This is a genomic window from Streptomyces purpurascens (assembly GCF_045040895.1).
GTDB lineage: Bacteria > Actinomycetota > Actinomycetes > Streptomycetales > Streptomycetaceae > Streptomyces > Streptomyces purpurascens.
Map to the genome: position 1 here is coordinate 8,832,740 of NZ_CP108341.1, position 20,075 is coordinate 8,852,814.

The 20,075-nt window shown below is 69.9% G+C and carries 18 protein-coding genes and 1 pseudogene; 17 read left to right on the forward strand and 2 right to left on the reverse strand.

All coding sequences use genetic code 11. The features are described 5' to 3' along the window. Positions 1 to 6 precede the first annotated feature (6 nt). From OHU35_RS40065 to OHU35_RS40135, 15 genes are all read left to right on the forward strand, one after another. Positions 7 to 702, forward strand: coding sequence for a hypothetical protein (locus OHU35_RS40065; protein WP_405508902.1), 696 nt, complete (start codon positions 7 to 9; stop codon positions 700 to 702). A gap of 105 nt (positions 703 to 807) precedes the next feature. After that, positions 808 to 1,431 (forward strand): sigma-70 family RNA polymerase sigma factor, encoded by a 624-nt coding sequence (locus tag OHU35_RS40070; protein ID WP_229873206.1) that lies wholly within the window; start codon positions 808 to 810, stop codon positions 1,429 to 1,431. 99 nt (positions 1,432 to 1,530) lie between these two features. Beyond that, positions 1,531 to 2,295: an aspartyl/asparaginyl beta-hydroxylase domain-containing protein gene (locus tag OHU35_RS40075; RefSeq protein WP_405508904.1), complete on the forward strand. Its 765-nt coding sequence runs from the start codon at positions 1,531 to 1,533 to the stop codon at positions 2,293 to 2,295. Further along, on the forward strand, positions 2,292 to 3,710 hold the full coding sequence (locus tag OHU35_RS40080) for an MFS transporter (RefSeq protein ID WP_405508906.1): 1,419 nt from the start codon (positions 2,292 to 2,294) through the stop codon (positions 3,708 to 3,710). The genes OHU35_RS40075 and OHU35_RS40080 overlap by 4 nt, the downstream gene beginning before the upstream one ends. A 21-nt stretch (positions 3,711 to 3,731) precedes the next feature. Continuing rightward, the gene (locus OHU35_RS40085) at positions 3,732 to 4,622 is read left to right on the forward strand and encodes a TauD/TfdA dioxygenase family protein (RefSeq protein ID WP_405508908.1); all 891 of its coding nucleotides are present in this window, start codon (positions 3,732 to 3,734) and stop codon (positions 4,620 to 4,622) included. Beyond that, positions 4,619 to 5,116, forward strand: coding sequence for an FcoT family thioesterase (locus OHU35_RS40090; RefSeq protein ID WP_189727508.1), 498 nt, complete (start codon positions 4,619 to 4,621; stop codon positions 5,114 to 5,116). Before OHU35_RS40085 ends, OHU35_RS40090 begins: the two co-directional genes overlap by 4 nt. 18 nt (positions 5,117 to 5,134) lie before the next feature. Then, positions 5,135 to 6,652, forward strand: a complete 1,518-nt coding sequence (locus OHU35_RS40095; RefSeq protein WP_189727507.1) for a long-chain-fatty-acid--CoA ligase — start codon at positions 5,135 to 5,137, stop codon at positions 6,650 to 6,652. Between the two features lie 32 nt (positions 6,653 to 6,684). Then, positions 6,685 to 6,930 carry a phosphopantetheine-binding protein gene (locus OHU35_RS40100; RefSeq protein ID WP_189727506.1) on the forward strand — a complete coding sequence of 82 codons (246 nt, stop codon included), beginning with the start codon at positions 6,685 to 6,687 and terminating at the stop codon, positions 6,928 to 6,930. Next, a complete protein-coding gene (locus OHU35_RS40105; RefSeq protein WP_359892372.1) occupies positions 6,927 to 11,186 on the forward strand; it encodes an amino acid adenylation domain-containing protein in 4,260 nt (1,419 codons plus the stop codon). Before OHU35_RS40100 ends, OHU35_RS40105 begins: the two co-directional genes overlap by 4 nt. Before the next feature lie 123 nt (positions 11,187 to 11,309). Beyond that, complete coding sequence (locus tag OHU35_RS40110; protein ID WP_405508911.1) at positions 11,310 to 12,353, forward strand: ABC transporter substrate-binding protein; 1,044 nt, start codon at positions 11,310 to 11,312, stop codon at positions 12,351 to 12,353. A 56-nt stretch (positions 12,354 to 12,409) separates the two neighbouring features. Further along, entirely contained in the window at positions 12,410 to 13,384 is a 975-nt protein-coding gene (locus tag OHU35_RS40115) for a FecCD family ABC transporter permease (protein WP_405509420.1), read from the forward strand. After that, complete coding sequence (locus tag OHU35_RS40120; RefSeq protein WP_405508913.1) at positions 13,381 to 14,274, forward strand: ABC transporter ATP-binding protein; 894 nt, start codon at positions 13,381 to 13,383, stop codon at positions 14,272 to 14,274. Before OHU35_RS40115 ends, OHU35_RS40120 begins: the two co-directional genes overlap by 4 nt. Before the next feature lie 202 nt (positions 14,275 to 14,476). Next, positions 14,477 to 15,502, forward strand: a complete 1,026-nt coding sequence (locus tag OHU35_RS40125; protein ID WP_189727503.1) for a magnesium and cobalt transport protein CorA — start codon at positions 14,477 to 14,479, stop codon at positions 15,500 to 15,502. A gap of 64 nt (positions 15,503 to 15,566) precedes the next feature. Continuing rightward, complete coding sequence (locus tag OHU35_RS40130) at positions 15,567 to 16,664, forward strand: magnesium and cobalt transport protein CorA (RefSeq protein WP_359892360.1); 1,098 nt, start codon at positions 15,567 to 15,569, stop codon at positions 16,662 to 16,664. A gap of 56 nt (positions 16,665 to 16,720) precedes the next feature. Continuing rightward, positions 16,721 to 17,428 carry a 2-phosphosulfolactate phosphatase gene (locus tag OHU35_RS40135; protein ID WP_405508916.1) on the forward strand — a complete coding sequence of 236 codons (708 nt, stop codon included), beginning with the start codon at positions 16,721 to 16,723 and terminating at the stop codon, positions 17,426 to 17,428. A gap of 17 nt (positions 17,429 to 17,445) precedes the next feature. Here the strand turns inward: OHU35_RS40135 and OHU35_RS40140 are convergent. Continuing rightward, positions 17,446 to 17,903 (reverse strand): annotated as a pseudogene (locus tag OHU35_RS40140) (zinc-binding dehydrogenase); the annotation flags it as partial. 41 nt (positions 17,904 to 17,944) lie between these two features. On the opposite strand from OHU35_RS40140, the gene OHU35_RS40145 reads away from it, so the two are divergent. Beyond that, a complete protein-coding gene (locus OHU35_RS40145) occupies positions 17,945 to 18,277 on the forward strand; it encodes an alpha/beta fold hydrolase (protein ID WP_405509421.1) in 333 nt (110 codons plus the stop codon). A 159-nt stretch (positions 18,278 to 18,436) separates the two neighbouring features. After that, complete coding sequence (locus OHU35_RS40150; RefSeq protein WP_189727499.1) at positions 18,437 to 19,303, forward strand: alpha/beta fold hydrolase; 867 nt, start codon at positions 18,437 to 18,439, stop codon at positions 19,301 to 19,303. 79 nt (positions 19,304 to 19,382) lie between these two features. Here the strand turns inward: OHU35_RS40150 and OHU35_RS40155 are convergent, their stop codons facing one another. Next, positions 19,383 to 19,955 carry a TetR/AcrR family transcriptional regulator gene (locus tag OHU35_RS40155; RefSeq protein ID WP_189727498.1) on the reverse strand — a complete coding sequence of 191 codons (573 nt, stop codon included), beginning with the start codon at positions 19,953 to 19,955 and terminating at the stop codon, positions 19,383 to 19,385. Positions 19,956 to 20,075: the final 120 nt, after the last annotated feature.

Below are 20,075 nucleotides of genomic sequence, written 5' to 3' on the forward strand. Positions count from 1 at the left end.
GCCCTCATGACTGCCGGGTGGTGTGCGCGCACGGTGCGGGCCGCGGTGTTCGCGGCCGTCTGCGTGCTGCTCGCCGCCCTCGGGCACGTAGTGATGTCGGGCTCCACCGTGCCGGGGTGGACGCGGGCCGCCGGGTTCGCCGTCACGTGCGGCGTCGGCTGGGTACTGGCGTGCCGTGAACGGGGCTTCGCGCTCGTCGTGTCCGTGGCCGTCGTCGCCCAGGGGGCGCTCCACTCGGCCTTCTCGTGGGGCCAGTCGACGGCGGCGGGCTCTGGCACGGGTGCCGGGGCGCCGCCGCACATGGGCGGCACGCACATGGACTCGATGCACATGGGGTCCATGCACATGGGGTCCATGGACATGGGGTCCATGGACGTGGGCCACGCGGCGCACGCCGAGCATCTGGGCCACATGGCCCACGGCACTGGCGACACGTCATCGCTCGGCATGCTCGCCGCCCACCTGCTGGCCGCTCTGCTGACCGGTGTGTGGCTGGCGTTCGGCGAGCAGGCCGCGTTCCGTCTTCTGCGGGCCGTCGCGGGCCGGCTCGCCGCTCCGCTGCGGCTGCCCCCGCTGCTGCCCGCCCCGCCACGTCGACCCAGCCTCCGGCCGACGCGCGAGCGCGCGGAGCGGCTCCCTCGTCCGACCTTCGCCTACACGATCACCTCTCGGGGGCCTCCGGCCGGGACCGCTGTCCGCTGAGACAGCCGGATCCATCCCACCACCGTCCCGGGACCCTGCGGCCGTGGCGCGTTCACCCGTGCCGCCTTGCCGAACCGGTCCCGGAGCACCCGAGAAGGACATCAGGTGATCACTCCTGTCCGCGACGACCGCGCCACGGCCTGGGCTCTCGCCGCCCGGACCGGCGACCCCGACGCCGTCGACCGCTTCGTACGCGCACTGCGTCCGGACGTCGTCCGCTACGTCACGTACCTCTCCGCCGACCGCCAGTTGGCCGACGACCTGACACAGGACACGTTCCTGCGGGCGCTCGGCAGCCTGCACCGATTCGAGGGCCGCTCGTCGGCCCGCACCTGGCTGCTGTCCATCGCGCGCCGCACGGTCGTCGACAGCCTGCGGTACGCCGCCACGCGCCCGAAATCGGCCGACGTCGACGACTGGACGGCATGGGTCGAACGCGCCCAGCCGACCGGTCTGCCCGGCTTCGACGACGGCGTGGCCCTGCTCGACCTGCTGGACGCGCTGCCCGCCGAGCGCCGTGAGGCGTTCGTCCTCACTCAACTGGCGGGGCTGCCCTACGAAGATGCCGCGCAAGCCGGCGGCTGCCCGGTGGGCACGATCCGTTCGCGGGTGGCACGGGCCCGGGCGACCGTTGTCGCGCTCATTGAGGAGGCCGAGAAAGCCGGCGCAAGCGGGGAACTCAAGCCCGTCCCCGACCGACTACTAGCCCGACAGAACAGCTCGAGGTGAAGGCGGTTCGGAACAGGTGAGAGGCAGACGTCTGCCGCAGTCCTCCGCGGAGTCGATCCTGGATTTCGAGCGCCGTGGAACGGTACTGCGGAGAACGGTGTGACACCAGAGATAGAGAATGCTTTCTCCGCCGTCAGGGCCGAATTCGGCGCGGAATCGATCACCCGTGTCGAGCGGATGCTGGAGCCGGGCGGGGGCGAACGGCATCCGCTGCAGAAAGCCGCGAAGTGGATCATGCCGGGCCTCTCGCCCACGCCCTGGCACGATCCGTACGCCTACGCCGAACTGGCCCCCGTCGTACAGGAGCTGGAGGCCCATCACCAGGCCATCAAGGAGGAGCTGCACAGCGCATGGGAGGCACGCCGGGAGGCGTTCGCCGCCTACGAGCACTATCTGACGCGCCAAGAGAACTGGCAGGCCCTGTACCTCTACCGCAAGGGCGGCCTCGTCGAGGAATCGGCCATCACAGCTCCGACTGCCTACCGGGTACTGAAGGACGTCGCTGTCGACACGGGCAAGATATGCCCACTCCTGGAATGCCATTTCTCCACCCTGCTGCCGGGCGCCTTCATAGAACCCCACTGCGATCTGTGGAACTTCAGCATCAATCTGCATCTCGCCGTGGACATCCCCGAAGGGTGCGGCATCACGGTCGCGGGGGAGACCCGGTCATGGGAGGAGGGGAAATGCCTGCTCTTCGACTACTCCTTCGAGCACGAGGCGCGTAACGACGGAACCAGGCCGCGGACCTGCCTGCTCATCGACCTCTGGCACCCGGAGACGACCCTTCCGGAGCGTCGGGCACTGGTCGCCCTCATGACCGAGATCCGTCGGCTCATGGGAGAGAGCGGGGCTGATCGATGACGGCCGCGACAGAGCCGGGGAAGACCACGCTGCGCAAGCCCCTCGGGCTTCCTTTGCTCGTGCTGGCGGCGGCGCAGCTCGTCATCTCGCTCGACTACAACATCGTGTACGTCGCGCTGCCCGACATCGGCACCGGGCTGGGCTTCTCCGACCACGACCTGCAGTGGGTGGTGAGCGCCTACGTCGTGGCCACCGGGGGCTTCCTGCTGCTGGGCGGCCGGGCCGCGGATCTGCTCGGCCGACGCCGGATGTTCGTCCTTGCGGCTCTGCTGTACGCGGGGTCCTCCCTGGTGGGCGGAGTCTCGGAGTCACCCGGCGTCCTGGTCGCCGTCAGAGCGGTCCAGGGTATCGGCGGCTCTCTGTTTTTCCCGGCGACGCTGTCCCTGATCAGCACCGTGTACGACGAAGGACCGCACCGGAACCGCGCCTTGGCGGTGTGGAGTGCCGCAGGCGCCGGCGGGCTCTGCTGCGGCTCTCTCCTCGGCGGCTTCCTGGTGGAGGCGTTCGGCTGGCCGGCCGTGTTCTTCGTCAACGTGCCCGTGGCCGGAGCCCTCGCGGTCGGCGCGTGGTTGCTCTTCCCCGGTGACGGACCGTTCGACCGCTCGAGGCACTTCGACGTGGCGGGCGCGCTGACCGCGACGGGCGGGGTCACACTCCTGGTGTTCCTGCTGGTGCAGGGCCCCGCGGAGGGCTGGGGCACTCCCACGGCGCTCACGAGCGCGGCGCTCTCGGTCGGTCTGCTGACGCTCTTCGCCGTCGTCGAGACGAGAGCCCGTGATCCGCTCATGCCGGCAAGGCTGTTCGCCCACCGCGGCCTGGTCACGGCCATGGGGGCGACCGCCCTGTTCAGCGCCACGTTCAGCTCGGTGCCGTACTTCCTGACCCTGTACTTCCGGACCGTCCACGGCTACAGCGCGGTCGCGACCGGGCTCGCGTTCCTCGTGCCCGCCCTGGTGGTGGCCCTCGGTACGCAGGCGGGCGAGCGGGCCGTGTCCGCCTTCGGGACACGCCGCATGCTGGTGGGCGGCATGGTGCTGGGTGCCGCCGGAGCCACGGCACTCGGTCTGGCGCTCGCCTCGGACGGCTCGTATCCCGCGCTGCTGCCGGGGATCGTGCTGCTGAGCCTCGGCCAAGGGGCCGCGTGGACGGGGATGTGGATCGCCGCGTCCGCCGGAGTGGCCCCCGATGACCAGGGCATCGCCTCGGGGCTGGCGTCGACCACCCTCCAGGTGGGCGGGGCGGTCGGCCTCGCCGTGCTGGTCGCGGTCGCCGGGGGAGTCGGGCAGAACGGATCAGGACCGGGGCTCCTCGACGGCATCCGTACCGCCGTCTTCGTGATCGCGGGCGGTATCGGCTGCGGCGCGCTCGCGCTGCTCCTATCGCCTGGCATCGACGCCCGCCGGGCAACCGTCTGAACCCACGGAAGGACACCCACTATGGAAATCAAGGAACAGCCCGGCGAAGCGATGGGCGCGACGGTCGACGGATTCGACCACACCACCGCCTCGGACTCCGACATCGCGGCGCTCAAGAACACCGTCTACACGCAGAAGATCGCGATCCTGAAGGGCCAGGACCTCGCCCCCGAGGAGTTCCTGGAACTCGGCAAACGGCTCGGCCGCCCCGAGACGTACTACGAGCCGATGTACCGGCATCCGGAGGTCCCGGAGATATTCGTCTCCTCCAACGTGCCGGAGAACGGCAAACAGATCGGTGTGCCGAAGACGGGCAAGTTCTGGCACGCCGACTATCAATTCATGCCGGACCCCTTCGGAATCACCCTCATCCACCCTCAGGTCATCCCGGAGCAGAACCGCGGCACGTACTTCATCGACATGGGCCGGGCCTACGAGAAACTGCCCGAGGACCTCAAGAAGGAGATCACCGGAACGTACTGCAGGCACTCCGTGCGCAAGTACTTCAAGATACGGCCCCATGACGTCTACCGGCCTCTCTCCGAGATCATGGACGAGGTCGAACGGAAGACCCCGGCCGTCCGCCGGCCGACCACCTTCACCCACCCCATGACCGGTGAGACGGTCCTCTACATCAGTGAGGGCTTCACGGTCGGTATCGAGGACGAGAGCGGCCGGCCGCTCGACGAGGAGCTGCTGAAGCGGCTGTTCGACGCCACCGGTCAGCTCGACGAGACCTTCGCGCACGAGAACATCCATCTGCAGGGCTTCGAGAAGGGCGACCTGCTGGTCTGGGACAACCGCAGCCTCATCCACCGCGCCCGGCACACGACCACGCCCGAGCCGACCGTCTCCTTCCGCGTCACCGTGCACGACGAGCGCGGGCTCCACGACGGGATCGGGGCGGCATGACGGACGAGGCTCTGCTGGCCCGGGTACTGACGCCGTACAAGGAGCACTGCAAGTACCTGCGTTCGGCTGTCGTGACGGAAACGGACGGTCGGGCTTCAGCCCGTTGCGAGTTCGAGATTCCCGAGTCGTGCTACATCGACGACACCGGACACCTGAATTCCGTCGAGGTGAACATCTGCTACAACCAGATGATGTATTACCTCGTCGCCAAGTCCGTGAAAGACGGGATCGGTACGGGATTCGAATCCTGGACGCTGGACGACTTCTGGAAGCACCAGCTTCCCGACATTCTCATCGCCCGTTTCTCGGCGCGTTTCCGGCGCCCGGTCGATCCCCGTGCCTTCTCCGGGGAGATGGAGTTCCGGTCCGTCACCCGGCGCACCCGGGCCGACGGCACCCCGTTCCTGCACGCCGAGACCGCCTTCCGCTACCGGGACGCCGCATCGGGACGCTGCGACGGCGAGGCGACCCTCGCGTTCGTCGACGTCCCCTGACCGCCGAAGGGTTCGCCCATGAAGACGCTCGTCCAGACCACCCGGCACCACGCCGAACGCCGGCCGGACCACCCGGCGGTGCTGTGCGAGGGCCGCAGCCTGACCTACGACGGCCTCCACCGCGAGAGCAACCGCGTCGCCCACGCCCTGCGCGCCGCCGGCCTCGCCCCCGGCGACCGGGTCGCCTACCTCGGCAAGGAGTCCGAGCACTACTACGAGATCCTCTTCGGCTGCGCCAAGAGCGGCACCGTCCTCGTCCCGGTCAACTGGCGCCTCACCGCACCCGAGGTCAGCCACATCCTCCAGGACTCCGGCACCCGGCTGCTCTTCGTGGAAGAGGAGTTCGCGGCAGCTGTCGAGTCGGAGCCCGAAACCGTCGTACATCTGGGCTCCTTGGAAGGATGGCGCGCACCGCACCCGCACCATGACACGCAGTTCGAGGCCACCCCCGACACCCCCGTCGCCCAGCTCTACACCAGCGGCACCACCGGACTGCCCAAGGGCGTCGTCCTCGCCCACCGCAGCTTCTTCGCGATCCGGGACGCTTTGGCGAGCGAGGGGCTGGACTGGATCGACTGGCGGGCCGGCGACATCGCCCTGATCGGGATCCCCGGATTCCACATCGGCGGACTGTGGTGGGCCACGCAGAACCTCAATGCCGGCACCACGGTCGTCGCCCTGCGCGCCTTCGCCGCCCGCCAGGCCGTCGACCTCATCCGCGACCTCGGCATCACCACCGCCTGCCTCGTGCCCGCCATGCTCCGCATGATGCTGACGGAACCCGGCGCCGGCGCCGAGGACTTCACCACCCTGCGCAAGACGGTCTACGGCGGCTCCCCGATCTCCGAGGCCCTGCTGGAGGAGAGCCTCGCCGTCCTCGACTGCGAGTTCGCCCAGATCTACGGCCTGACCGAGACCGGCAACACCGCCGTCTGCCTGCCACCGGCCGCCCACGTCCCCGGCAGCCCCCTCATGCAGGCCGCGGGCCGTCCCTACCCGGGAGTCCGCACCAAGGTGATCGACGGCGACGGCCGCGCACTGCCGCCGGGCACCGTCGGGGAGGTCTGCCTGGCCACGCCCGCGCACATGGTCGAGTACTGGGGACTGCCCGACAAGACCGCCGAGACCCTCGTCGACGGCTGGATCCACACCGGCGACGCCGGATACGTCGACGAGGACGGCTACCTCTTCATCCGAGACCGGATCAAGGACGCCGTCCTCGTCGCCGGCGAGAACGTCTACCCCGCCGAGATCGAGAACGTCCTGGAAAGCCACCCCGGAGTCGCCGAGGCCGTCGTCGTCGGCGCCCCCGACGAACGCTGGGGCGAGTACGTCCACGCCTTCGTCGTTCCCACGGCCGGGCAGCAGCCCAGGCCCCGGGACCTGCACGCGTTCCTCGTCCCGCAGCTGGCGAGCTTCAAGCTGCCCGCCCGCTACGAGTTCATCGACCGCGTCCCGCGCAACCCCAGCGGCAAGATCCTGCGCCGGGAACTCCGCGACCGCTTCTGGGGCGACTCCGCACGCAAGGTCAACTGACCGGCCACAACGGCCCATCGAGAGAGAACGACATGCCTGCTCCCCTCACCCTGGAGGGCTTCCGCTCGGACCTGGCGGAGCTCCTGCACCAGCAGCCCGACGAAGTCGACCTCGACGAGAACCCCTTCCACGCGGGACTGGACTCCCTGCGCGTCGTCACCCTCATCGAACGGTGGCGGGAGAACGGCGTGGAAGTGACCTTCGTCGACCTAGCCGAGTGCACCTCGTTCGCCCAGTGGTGGCAGCTGCTCTCCGTACCTCGGGGAGGAACCAGGTGACAGCGGTGCGCCATCCGTTGCTGGCCGCCCAGGAAGGCATCTGGACGGGCCAGCAGCTCGACGCGGACAGTCCCGCCTACAACACCGCCGAGTACGTCCACATCCACGGACCGGTGGACACGTCCGCCTTCGACGCCGCGCTGCACCACGTGGTCGCGGAGACGGAGGCACTGAACGTCGCCTTCGTCGTCGACGACCAGGGCCGACCCTGGCAGATCGACGCCCCGGCCGACGGCTGGCGTCCGCACACCGCGGACCTCACCACCGAGCCCGACCCGCACGCGGCGGCCCTGGCCTGGATGGACCAGGACATGGCCCGTCCCGTCGACCTGACGCGCGGCCCCCTCTTCGGCCACGCCCTGATCCGCATCGCACCGGAGGAGTACCTCTGGTACCACCGCGTCCACCACATCGCCCTCGACGGCTTCGGCCTGTCCCTGGTCGCCCGCCGGGTCGCCCGGGTCTACACGGCCCTGACGGCGGGCGAGCCGGTCGAGGACAGCGGCTTCGGCACCCTGGCCTCGGTGCGGGACGAGGAACGGATGTACCGCGCGTCACCCCGCTTCGCCCAGGACCGCGCCCACTGGACGGACCGTTACGCGGACCGGCCGCCCGTGGCCACGCCCGCCGGCCGTACGGCGCTGCCCGCGCGCACCTTCCACCGCCGGGTGGTCGACCTCGACGCCGCTCGGACGGCGCCCTTGCGCGCCGTCGCCCGCGACCTCGAGGTCACCTGGTCCGAAATCCTGCTGGCCGTGACCGCGGCCCACCTGCACCACGTGACCGGAGCCCCGGAGGCCGTGCTCAGCCTGCCGGCGATGGGACGCCTCGGCTCCGTCTCACTGCGCGTCCCCTGCATGGTGCGCAACATCCTGCCCCTGCGCGTCACCGTCACCCCCTCGGACAGCCTGCGCGACCTCGCCGCCCGCGTCTCCGCCGAACTCCGCACCGGACTGCCGCACCAGCGCTACCGCTACGAACAACTGCGGCGCGACCTCGGACTCGTCGGCGGACAGCGCCGGTTGTCCGGGCCGGGCGTCAACATCATGCCCTTCGCGTACGACCTCCGTTTCGCCGGACACCGCAGCACGGTCCACAACGTCTCGGCCGGCCCCGTCGACGACCTGTCCGTCAACGTCTACGACCGCTCCGAGGGCGGGGGCCTGCGCATCGCCGTGGACGCCAACCCCGACCTCTACGACGAGAAGGACGTCACCGCGTTCCAGGAGGGGCTGCTCTCCCTGCTCGGAGAGGCCGTCGCCGCCCCCGACCGGGCGCTCGGGGAGCTGCGCGCACGTGAGGCGGTCCAGGTCCTGGACGGAGGGCCGCTGCCCGGCCCGGCGCGTCCGGTCCTCGCCCTGATCGCCGGCCACGCGGCCCGGAGCGGTGGATCCGTCGCCGTGGAGCATGACGGGCGCGGCATCACCTACGCGCAGCTCTTCGGCGCGGCACGCGCGCTCGCCTGCCGCCTGTCCGCTCGTGGGGTCGGCCGCGATGACCTGGTGGCCGTCGCCCTGCCGCGCGGCATCGAGGCCGTCACCGCCGTCCTGGGTGTCCTGCTGTCCGGGGCGGCCTACTGCCCGCTCGATCCGACGGCGCCCCCGGCGCGCAGGGCCGAGCTGCTGGACGACGCCCGTCCCGCGCTCGTGGTGACGTCCGGCGCCCACGCCGGCGACTTCACGGACCAAACGATTCTGCGACTCGACCGGCCGGACCCCGAGTCCGCGGCCGCTTCGCCGACGACACCGGCGCTGGACGGCCTCGCCTACGTCATCCACACCTCGGGCTCCACCGGCCGCCCCAAGGGCGTGGAGATCGGCCACCGGGCCCTGGCCCATTTCGTGGCCGGCGCCACGCACCGCTACGGCCTCCACCGCGGGGACCGCGTCCTGCAGTTCGCCCCGCTCCACTTCGACACCAGCGTCGAGGAGCTCTTCCTCACCCTCTGCGCGGGCGCCACCCTCGTCCTCCGCACCGGCGCCATGACCGAGTCGGTCCCCGGGTTCCTGGACGCCTGCGCCCGGCTGCGGATCAGTTTCCTCGACCTGCCGACGGCGTACTGGCACGAACTGGCCTACGCCGTCTCGACCGGTGCCGCGACCCTGCCGACCGAGATACGCACCGTCGTCATCGGCGGGGAGCCGGCCCTGCCCGCACGGGTCGACGGCTGGCGCAAGGCCGTAGGGACGTCGGTCCGGCTGCTGAACACCTACGGCCCCACTGAGGCCACCGTGGTCGCCACCGTCGCCGACCTCCACGACCCCTCCCTGGCCCCGGGGGACGTCCCCATCGGGCTGCCGCTCCCCGGCACCCGGGCCGCGGTCGTCGACGGCGAACTGCACCTCCTGGGCGAGAACCTGGCCCTCGGCTACCGGGGAGAACCGGTCCCGGACGCCTGCCGCTTCGCCCCGCTCGACCGACTCCCCGGCACGTCCCGCGCCTACCGCACCGGTGACCTGGTGCGGATCGGCGACGACGGGCAGCTGCGCCATCTGGGCCGTGCGGACGGCGAGTTCAAGATCAGCGGACACCGGGTGCACCCGGCCGAGGTCGAGAGCGTCCTGGTGACCCACCCGGGAGTCCGCGACGCCGTTGTCGTCGGTCAGGTGCTGGGCGACGGAACACGGCGGCTGAGCGCGTACGTCGTGCCGGACGGGCCCGCCCCTGCCACGGCCTCGATCCGGGACCGTCTCCGGGCGGTGCTGCCCGCCGCGATGATCCCGTCGGCCGTCGCGTTCCTGGACCGCCTGCCCCGGACGAGCTCGGGGAAGATCGACAGGAAGGCGCTGGCCACGCCCGACGAGCAGTCGGCGGTGGCCCACAGCTCGCTGGAGCGCACCATCGCCGACGTCTGGCACCACATGCTCGGCGTGACCGCCGTATCGGCACAGGACGACGTCTTCGACCTCGGCGCCCAGTCACTCCAGGCCATCCAGGTCGCCAACCGACTCGGCGTCGAACTGCGCCGCGAAGTGAAGGTGGCCTGGCTGTTCCAGCATCCGACCCCGGCCGGGCTGGCCCGGTACCTGGAGCGGCAGGGACAGCCAACCGCTCCAGGTCTTCCGGCGGCCCTGCTCACCGACACCGTCCTCGACCCGGACATCCGGCCCGGCGACGGTTCTCGGACGGACAGCGCACCGGACAGGGTCCTGCTCACCGGCGCCACCGGCTTCGTAGGCGTACACCTGCTGGCCGAACTCCTCACGGGCACCGACGCGGAGGTCGTCTGCACGGTCCGCGCCCGAAGCGCCGCCGAGGCCACCGCCCGCCTTCACCAGGCCATGGAAACCCACCGGATCCACCTCCCTGACACAGCGAAGAAGCGCATCACGGCGGTCTGCGCGGACCTGGCCCGCCCCCGACTGGGCCTGGACGAGGAGACGTTCGGCGAACTCGCCCGCACCTGCGGGGCGATCTTCCACAACGCGGCGACCGTCAGCATCATGCGCGAGTACGCCACCCTCCGCGCCGCCAACACCCTCTCCACGAAGGACCTGTTGAGCATGGCGGCCGTGCGGTCGGCCCCCCTGCACTTCGTTTCCACCCTCTCCGTCGCCCCGCCCCTCGCCCTCAGTCCTCAAGTACCGGAGGCGTTCCTGCCGCCCCACCCCGGACTGCGCTACGGCTACCAGCAGTCCAAGTGGGCGGCCGAGCGCCTGCTCGAACAGGCCGCCGAGCGGGGGCTGCCGGTCACCGTGCACCGGCTGGGCCGCATCGTCGGCCCGGCCACCACTGGTCACGTGAACGAGCGGGACTTCCTGTGGAGCGTGCTGCGCGCGGGGGTGCCCGAGGGCATCGTGCCCGACCTGTTCGAGGAGGAGGTCTGGACGCCGGTCGACCACGCCGCGAAGGCCCTGGTCCACCTCTGCCTCGGTCAACTCTCCTCGGTGGCAAGGGTGTTCAACCATGCCGACAGCGTCCCCGTCCGACTGGGCGATGTTCATGACTGGCTGGAGGAGTACGGCTACTCCCTGCGGCGGATGCCCCTGGACCAGTGGCGTGCCGAGCTTCCACGCACGTCCGGCGCGGCGGCGACCACGCTCGCCTTCTTCGACTCCTGGGCCACCACCGAGCCCGACCTGCGCCTGGGGCGTGTCCGCGCCGACAACGTCGTGAGCGGCCTGCGCGGCAGCGGCATCACCTGCCCGCCTGTCGACCGGGACCTCTTCTTCCGCTACCTCGATCACTGCGTCGCCACCGGAGCGCTGCCCGCCCCGGCCCGGAAACACGGCCATCTCACCGCCCCCGCGAAGTAGTTGCCCTCGTCGGGAACTCAAGGGCTCCGCCCCCCGACTACTGCACCGGAACCCACCACGGCTCACGAGCAGCCCATCAGTCCGTATGCCCGTGAGCCCGTAAGTCCGTCACAAGGAGCAAGCATGTCGACGAAACGGCCGGTCGCCGCCGCCCTGGCCGGTGCCCTCTGCCTCATCACCACGGCGTGCGCCGGCTCCTCGACGGACAAGGACGGCGCTCCAGGCGGCAACGCGTCCGCGGCCGCCGCGCGGTCCGGCTACCCCGTGACCCTCGACAACTGCGGGGTGCCGGAGAAGTTCACCAAGGCGCCCGGCCGCGTCGTCGTCATGAACGGAGCCTCGGTCGCCGAGGTCTCCACACTGCTCGCCCTGGGCCTCGGCGACAAGATCGTCGCCAACCAGCAGAGCTACGGCATGTCCGAGGTCCCCGGTCGCGCCCAGGCGATCAAGGCGCTGCCCAACGGCGACGTCAAGCTCAACGACGCCTACGACATCCCGCGCGAGGCGATGATCGGCCTGCGCCCCGACCTGGTGCTGTCCACGACCTCCTACGGCTTCGACGAGAAGAACGGCTTCGCCACCCGCGAGCAGCTCGAGCAGATCGGCGCCAACACCTATGTCTCCCCGCAGGGCTGCGACCAGGACACCTCCAGGATGACCATCGCCGACAGCTACACGCTGCTGCGCGACATGGGCAGGATCTTCCACGCCGGCGACCGCGCCGAGAAGCTGATCGCCGCCTTGGAGAAGAGCATCGCCGACGTCTCCGCCAAGGTGAAGGGGGAGAAGAAGCCCAAGGTCATGGTCCTGTTCTCCAACATGGCCATGGGCGGCAACGACTTCAGCTCGGTCGTCGCCAAGGGCATCTACAACGACATCCTCGCCAAGGCCGGCGGCTCCAACGCCTTCGAGAACGCCTCCAAGACCTCCTTCGCCGACCTGAGCAAGGAGAAGGTGGCCGCCACCGACGTCGACGCCCTCGTCGTCATCGGCTACAACGACCCCGACCCGGCGGCCTACGCCAGGAAACTGCTGAAGGAGTTCCCCCAGTGGCCGGCCGCGAAGAACAAGAAGTACGTGGCGCTCTCGGACTCGATGTACCTCGGCCCGAGCAACGACCTGGCCGTGCAGAAGATCGCCGAGATGCTGCACCCCGGCAAGGTCTGAACGGCCTGCGGCTGTCCTTCGCCGTCGGCGCACTGCTGGTGGTGCTCGTCGCCGTCATGGTGGTGGCGGTGAGCATCGGAGCGGTCACCATCCCGGTGGCCGACGTGTGGCGGATCCTGCTGCACCACGTCACCGGGCAGGGCGCCACCGCCGACCCGGCGACGGACCAGATCGTCTGGAGCTTCCGGGCTCCACGCGTCGCACTCGCCGCCCTGGTCGGCGCGGGACTGGCCGTCGCCGGGGCGGTCCTGCAGACCCTGGTCTCCAACCCGCTCGCCGACCCGATCGTCCTGGGATTCTCCTACGGCGCCTCGTTCGGGGCCGTACTGGTCATCACTCTCGGCGGTGTCGCCCTCGGCGGGCTGGCCGGGCTCGGGGTGTCGGGGGCCGCGTTCGTCGGTGCCCTGGCGGCCGGGGCCCTGGTCTTCGCCCTGGGACAACGGCGGGGCCGCCTGGCCCCCACCCGCCTGGTCCTGGCCGGAGTCGCGGTCGGCTATGTCCTGCTGTCGATGACGAGCTTCGTCCAGCTGATGGCGACACCCACCGAGTTGCGGACGGTGATGTTCTGGATGCTGGGCAGCGTCGCCGGCGCCCAGTGGGACCAACTGCCCACCGTCACGGTCGTGGTCCTGACGAGCACCGTCGTACTGACCCTGTTCGGACGGCGGCTCAACGCTCTGCTGGCCGGCGACGAGTCCGCCACCGCACTCGGCGTGGACGTCAACCGGCTGCGTGCCGTCCTGCTGGTCATCAGCGCTCTGCTCACCGGCACCGTCATCGCCGTCGCGGGCGGCATCGGCTTCGTCGGCCTGATGCTCCCCCACCTGGTCCGCCTCACCGTGGGCGCCGACCACCGCAGGCTGCTGCCCCTGACCGCACTCCTCGGAGCCGTCTACCTGGTCGTCGTGGACCTGCTCTCCCGCACCGTCAACCGCCCCAACGAACTGCCGCTGGGCATCCTCACCGCCCTGCTCGGCGCCCCCTTCTTCCTGTGGCTGCTGCGCCGCAACAAGGGCCTGGACACCGTATGAGACTGACCGTGGACCACCTGCACATCACCCTGGACCGCAAGCCGATCCTCCGCGAGGTGAACCTGGAGGCCGCCAAGGGCGACATCGTCGGGCTCGTGGGGCCCAACGGCAGCGGCAAGTCCACCCTGCTCCGCACGGTCTACCGCTCACTGCGCCCGGCCGGCGGCGTGGTCAGAGTGGGGGATGACGACGTCTGGGAGCTGTCCGCGCGCACCGCCGCCCGCCGCACGGCAGCCGTGCTCCAGGACGCCGGCACCACCACCGGCCTGACCGTGACCGAGATCGTCGCCCTGGGCCGCACACCCCACCACGGCCTCATGGGCCGGGACGGCACCGAGGACCGCCGGGCCGTGGCCGAGGCCATCGACCGCTGCGGCGTCGCACCCTTCGCGGACCGGGACTACGCCACCCTCTCCGGCGGGGAACGCCAACGCGTCCTCCTGGCCCGCGCCCTCGCCCAGCGCCCGCATCTCCTGGTCCTGGACGAACTCACCAACCACCTCGACATCCGCGCCCGTTTCGAACTCCTGGACCTGATCCGCAGCACCGGGATCACCACCCTGGCGGTCCTCCACGACCTCGACCTCGCCGCCCGGCTCTGCGACCACCTCGTCGTCCTCCACGAGGGCGAGGTGGTGGCGGCCGGACCCGTACTGGATGTCCTGACACCGGACATCCTGCGCGGTGTCTTCGGCGTACTGGGCAGGACGGAGCGGCACGAAGACGGCGTCGTCCGCATCACGTACGCGGCGCAGCCGCTCGCCCTCGGCCCGTCCGGGACTGCGCATCACCGGGCCCCGGCGCGTCACGTCAGGGACGCGTCAGCATCGGCCCGATCGCCGTCAGCGTCCCGTCATGAAGGGTCGGAGGACCCGGCGACCCGGGCATAGCGTGTCCGTCAAGCGCACCGACGGCCACACCGACGGCCACACCTTCGTGGCCGTCGACGGCAGATCCGAGTCCTGTCCCGCCGGGAGGTGACCAGCCACCGACCGCGCGGCCCGCCCCTCGTCCCATGACGCTGCTTGCACGTCCATGCGATGGTGGTAATCGCGGCACGCGCGACACCCGCGTCCCGCGAGGAGGTGCGCCATGACGGCCCACGACCCGCCTCGGCAAGAGATCCCCGTCGTCGACTGTGCCCTGTACGAGTACGGGCGCCGCAGGCCCGGACGGCTGCCGTTGGACGAGGCCATGGACGCCACGCGCACCACCCCTGGCGGATTCGTCTGGATCGGTCTGCACGCCCCGACCGCCGGACAGCTCCAGATCGTCGCCCGGGCCTTCGGCCTGCACCCGCTCGCCGTCGAGGACGCCCTCAACGCCCACCAGCGACCCAAGCTGGAGCGCTACGACGACACCCTCTTCCTCGTCCTGCGCACCGCGGTCTACCTCGAACACGAGGAGCTGACGCCCACCACCGACATCGTCGGCACCGGCGAGATCATGGCCTTCGTCGGCCGCGACTTCATCGTTGTCGTACGCCACGACCCCGCCCGGCATCTGAGCGGTGTCCGCACCCGCCTGGAAGCCGACCCCGGGCGTCTGGCCCACGGCCCGGTCGCGGTGCTGCACGCGATCGCGGACACGGTCGTCGATCAGTACCTCGACGTCGTCGCCGCCCTGGAGGCGGACGCCGACCAGGTCGAATTCGACGCCTTCTCCCCGGACGCCCGACACGACGTCGGCCGCGTCTACCAGCTCAAACGCGAGCTCCTCGAACTGCGTCGCACCGTCGCGCCGCTGGCCCAGCCCCTGGCCGATCTCGCCGAGCGCCGCGTCCCCGGCGTGGACCGGCAGATTGCCGCGTACTTCCGTGACGTCGCCGACCACCTCGCCCAGGCCGCCGAACGGGTCACGGTACTCACCGAACTCGTCGACAACGCCCTGTCCATGGCCCTCGCCCAGACGAGCGTCCAGCAGAACCACGACGTGCGCCGCATCAGCGCGGCCGCCGCCCTGATCGCCATCCCCGTCGCCATAGCGGCCGTCTACGGCATGAACTTCGACCACATGCCCGAGCTGGAACGGCTGCTCGGCTACCCGGCGATGCTGATCATCACCGCGGCCCTTGTCACCCTCGTCTACCTGGTCTTCCGCAGGAAGCGCTGGCTCTGACGAGCGCCTCATCGCCATTTGGCACACTGTCCGGATCGGACGGTCCGGTGATGAAGGAGCCCGCATGTCGATGGTCGGCAACCTGCGCAAAGTCGCGAACCTGGCGCGGCGCAGTCGCCGCCGCGTGGACCTCAGCCACCCGGCCCGCTCGCCGCTCGGCTCGACGGTGGTCAACTGCGTCGTCTACCGCGACGGTCTCCGGGGGCCGGAAACGGACTCGGTGGAGGACGCCGTACGGCAGGTCCGCAAGCGCCGGGGCGGCTTCGTCTGGCTGGGCCTGCACGAACCGGGCGAGGCGGAGATCGCCGGCGTCGCGGAACTGTTCGGTCTGCATCCGCTCGCCGTCGAGGACGCCGTCCACGCCCACCAGCGTCCCAAGGTCGAGCAGTACGGCGACGTCCTCTTCGCCGTCTTCAAGACCGTCACCTATGTCGAGCACGCCGAGCTGACCTCGACCAGCGAGGTCGTCAACACCGGCGAGATCATGGTCTTCACCGGCCCCGACTTCGTCGTCACGGTCCGCCACGGCCGCCACGGCTCCCTCGGTCCCCTGCGCGAGGACCTCGAAGCCGATCCCGGGCAGCTGGCCCATGGCCCCTCCGCCGTGCTGCACGCCATCGCCGACCATGTCGTCGACGACTACGTCACGGTCGCCGACGCCGTACAGATCGACATCGACCAGGTCGAGACCGACGTCTTCTCCCCGCGCAGTCCCCGCAACGCCGACGCCGGCCGCATCTACCAGCTCAAGCGGGAACTCCTCGAACTGAAGCGGGCCGTCGTCCCGCTCGCCCGCCCTCTGGACCGGCTCGCCACCGAACCCCGCGGCTGTCTCGACAAGGAGATACAGACGTACTTCCGGGACGTCGCCGACCACCTCACCCGCGTCACCGAGCAGATCAACGCCTTCGACGCCCTGCTCGACTCCATCCTCCAGGCCCACCTCGCGCAGGTCTCCGTCGCCCAGAACGAGGACATGCGCAAGATCACCGCCTGGGCCGCGATCATCGCCGTACCCACCATGGTGTGCGGTGTCTACGGCATGAACTTCGACCACATGCCCGAACTGCACTGGCGCTTCGGCTACCCCTTTGCCCTGGTCGTCATCGCCACTGCCTGCTTCGTCATCCACCGCGGCTTCAAGCGCAACGGTTGGCTGTAGACGGCCGGACGCACGAGGCAAGCTCGCACTGCTGCACAGTTCGTCAGAATGGTGCGATGGAGCATCACTTCGTCGGCATCCCAGAGTTGACCGGCCTTCCCCGTGTCGCCGTCGTCATCGACGTCATGCGCGCCTTCACCGTGGCTGCCTGGGCCTTCTCGCGTGGCGTCGAGAGGATTGTCCTGGCCTCGACTGAGAGTGAGGCACTCGCCCTGAAGGAGAGCCGCTCCGGTTGGCTGGCTCTGAAGGACGGAGCTCCAGCAGCGGGCTTCGACGCGGTGAACTCACCCGGCTTGCTCAGGTCACGCGATTTCGCCGGTCGCACGCTGGTGCAGAAGACGACGGCAGGAACCGTGGGCGCGCTGGCCGTCGCGAACGCGCCGCTGGTCCTGTGCGCGAGCTTCGTGGTGGCCGGACCGACCGCGCGATTCCTGCAGAACGAGGATTCCGGTCCGGTGACCTTCGTTGTCACCGGCGAGGGAGGCCAGGCCGACGAGGACCTGGCCTGCGCTGAATACATCGGTCAACGCATGGCCGGAGACGATGTCGAGGCGGCCCCGTATCTCCACCGAGCGAGGACGTCTCGTGCCGCGGCAGACCTCGCCGGTGGGCTGCGGAGCGGATTCCACCCGGACGATGTCGATCTCTGCCTGGAAATCGACAGGTTCCCCTTCGCGATGGTGGCTCGCCGGGAAGAGTCTCTGACGGTGCTCCGTCCCGTCCCGGTGCCTGACCTCCCGCCACCCGCCCGTGGCTCGGGGTGACTCTCGAATCCATTTTCTCAGGTCATCTTGACGACGACTTTGCCGGCCTTCGCGCGCCCTGCCTCCACGTACTCCAGCGCTTCATGGGTCGACTCGAACGGGAACACGGTGTCCACGACGGTCGGATCCTGCCGGCCTCGACGAGAGCAGTGATCTCGCGCAGCTCGTCCCCGCTGGCCTTCATGAACAGGAACGAGTAGGTCACGTTGCGGCGCCGGGCGCGTCGTCGGGTCCGGAAACTCAGCGCGTACATCACCAGCCGGATGATCGGATTCGCTCCCAGCTCCCTGGCGAAAGCGGCGTCGGGAGGACCCGCGACGCTGATGACCTTCCCGCCGGGCTTGAGCACGTCCAGGGACTTCGCGAGCGTCTCACCGCCGAGCGAGTCCAGGACGACGTCGTAGTCGCGCAGCACCGTCTCGAACGCCTGTTTCTTGTAGTCGACGACAACGTCCGCGCCCAGACGCTTCACCATGCTGTACCTCTTCTACCCCGAGACGGAGGCGGCCCGGGCCTCTGGGTACGAGCACTTCGACCACGTCTCGGCCCGGCTCGCGAACGGCGGCCCCGCGGTCTCCGAGACGGCGGCCCAGGGGATGCTCACCGCGGTGGCCACGCTCCTGGCGGGGCCCCTTCGACCAGGTGGTGGCGGAACTGGCGGCCATCAAGCATCCCGTCCTGTACGCGAACGGTCTGGACGATGTGATGATCCCCGCCCACAACTCCTACGTCGCGGTCCAGCATCTCGACAACGCCACTCTCGTGCTCTACGCCGGCGCCGGCCACGCGTTCCTCTTCCAGTACGCCAAGGCCTTTACCCGGCAGGTGGCCGACTTCCTCGCCGCCTGACGGCCCACGGGCGAGCGATGTCCTTTCGTCCGGCTCGCACGCTTGCGGGTTCATAGGATTACGGTCATACTTTAATTATCGACGTGATGCCGAGGGGTCGGACCGCTCCGGGTTCCGGCTCCTACGGGTCTTCGACCGTCGCCACCGAAGGGAACGACCATGCCGGATTCACAGGACGTGCGAGGCGACGTGATGACGTCGTACAAGAGCGCACCGACCCGCACCGTCGCCGCCGGGGGAGTGACCTTCGCCTATCGAGAGCTCGGCCCCCGGACCGGCGTCCCGGTGGTCTTCCTCACCCACCTCGCGGCGGTTCTCGACAACTGGGATCCCCGGGTCGTCGACGGCATCGCCGCCAAGCGTCACGTCATCACGTTCGACAACAGAGGTGTCGGCGCTTCCAGCGGCTCGACGCCGCGCACCGTCCAGGCCATGGCGAAGGACGCCGTCACCTTCATACGGGCGCTCGGGCTCGAGCGCGTCGATCTCCATGGCTTCTCGATGGGCGGCATGATCGCCCAGGTGATCGCGCAGACCGACCCGGACCTCGTTCGTAAGCTGATCCTCACCGGTACCGGTCCCGCGGGCGGCGAGGGCATCAAGGACGTGACCCGGCTCTCCCACCTCGACACCGTCCGAGGGCTGCTCACCCTGCAGGATCCGAAGCAGTTCCTCTTCTTCACCCGTACCCCCCAGGGGCGCCGGGCGGGCAAGGACTTCCTGGGCCGACTGAAGGAGCGCACCCAGGACCGGGACAAGGCGATCTCTCTCGCCTCGTACGGAGCCCAGCTCAAGGCGATTCACCGTTGGGGGCTGGAGCGGCCCCAGGATCTCTCCGTCATTCACCAGCCCGTGCTCGTCGCGAACGGCGAGAGCGACAGGATGGTTCCGAGTCGGAACTCGGTCGACCTGGCGCGGCGCGTGCCGAACGGCGAGTTGGTGCTCTACCCCGACGCCGGCCACGGCGGCATCTTCCAGTTCCACCGGCAGTTCGTGGAGACGGCTCTCGAGTTCCTCGAGCGGTAGGAGGCGTGCGGCGCGGTCGTCACCTGGGCCGAGACCGGCGTGGTGGGCGCCTCCGTGGGGCGGCTGTCGGCAGCTCCCCTCACCTCATGAACGCGAGGGCGTTCTCGATTCCCTGCTCAAGGACCTCATCGGCGAACTTCCGGTCGGACAGGGCGCGGGACAGCTGCAGCGTCCCCACCATCATGGTGAAGAGCCCGATGGCCTTGGCCCGGGCGGACCCTGGGTCCTCCGGCGTCAGGCGGGCGGAGATCTCCTCCACGACTGCCCGCGCTCCGTCGGTGTAAGCCTGCTTGGTCCCCTCTTCGCAGCGGCCGATCTCGTCGAGCAGGGCGGCGGACGGGCATCCGAGGCCGGGGTGGTCCCGATGTTCGGGGGACAGATACTCGCGAATGAGGTCCTCGAGTCCCGGGCGACCGGGCCGCAGGGTGCCGTACCTGGCGACCTGTGTGCGCAGTTCGTCGGTCACGACATGGGCGACGAGGTCGTCCTTGGAGGCGAAGTGGGCGTAGAACGCTCCGTTGGTGAGCCCCGCGTCCGACATCAGCCTGGAGATGCCCGAACCGTCGATGCCGTCCTGCTTGAACCGCTGGCCGGCCTTCTCGATGATCCGTTGCCGCGTCACCTGCTTGTGCTCCTTGGCGTAGCGCACCACGAGCTTCCTCCAATCGCTCCGTGAGGCCGTCGCCTCGCATTCAAGCCCCGTCGATGGCCTGACGTACGTAATGCTATAAGCGGCAGGTGAACGCGGCTGCCGATCTGTGACCCTGCGGGC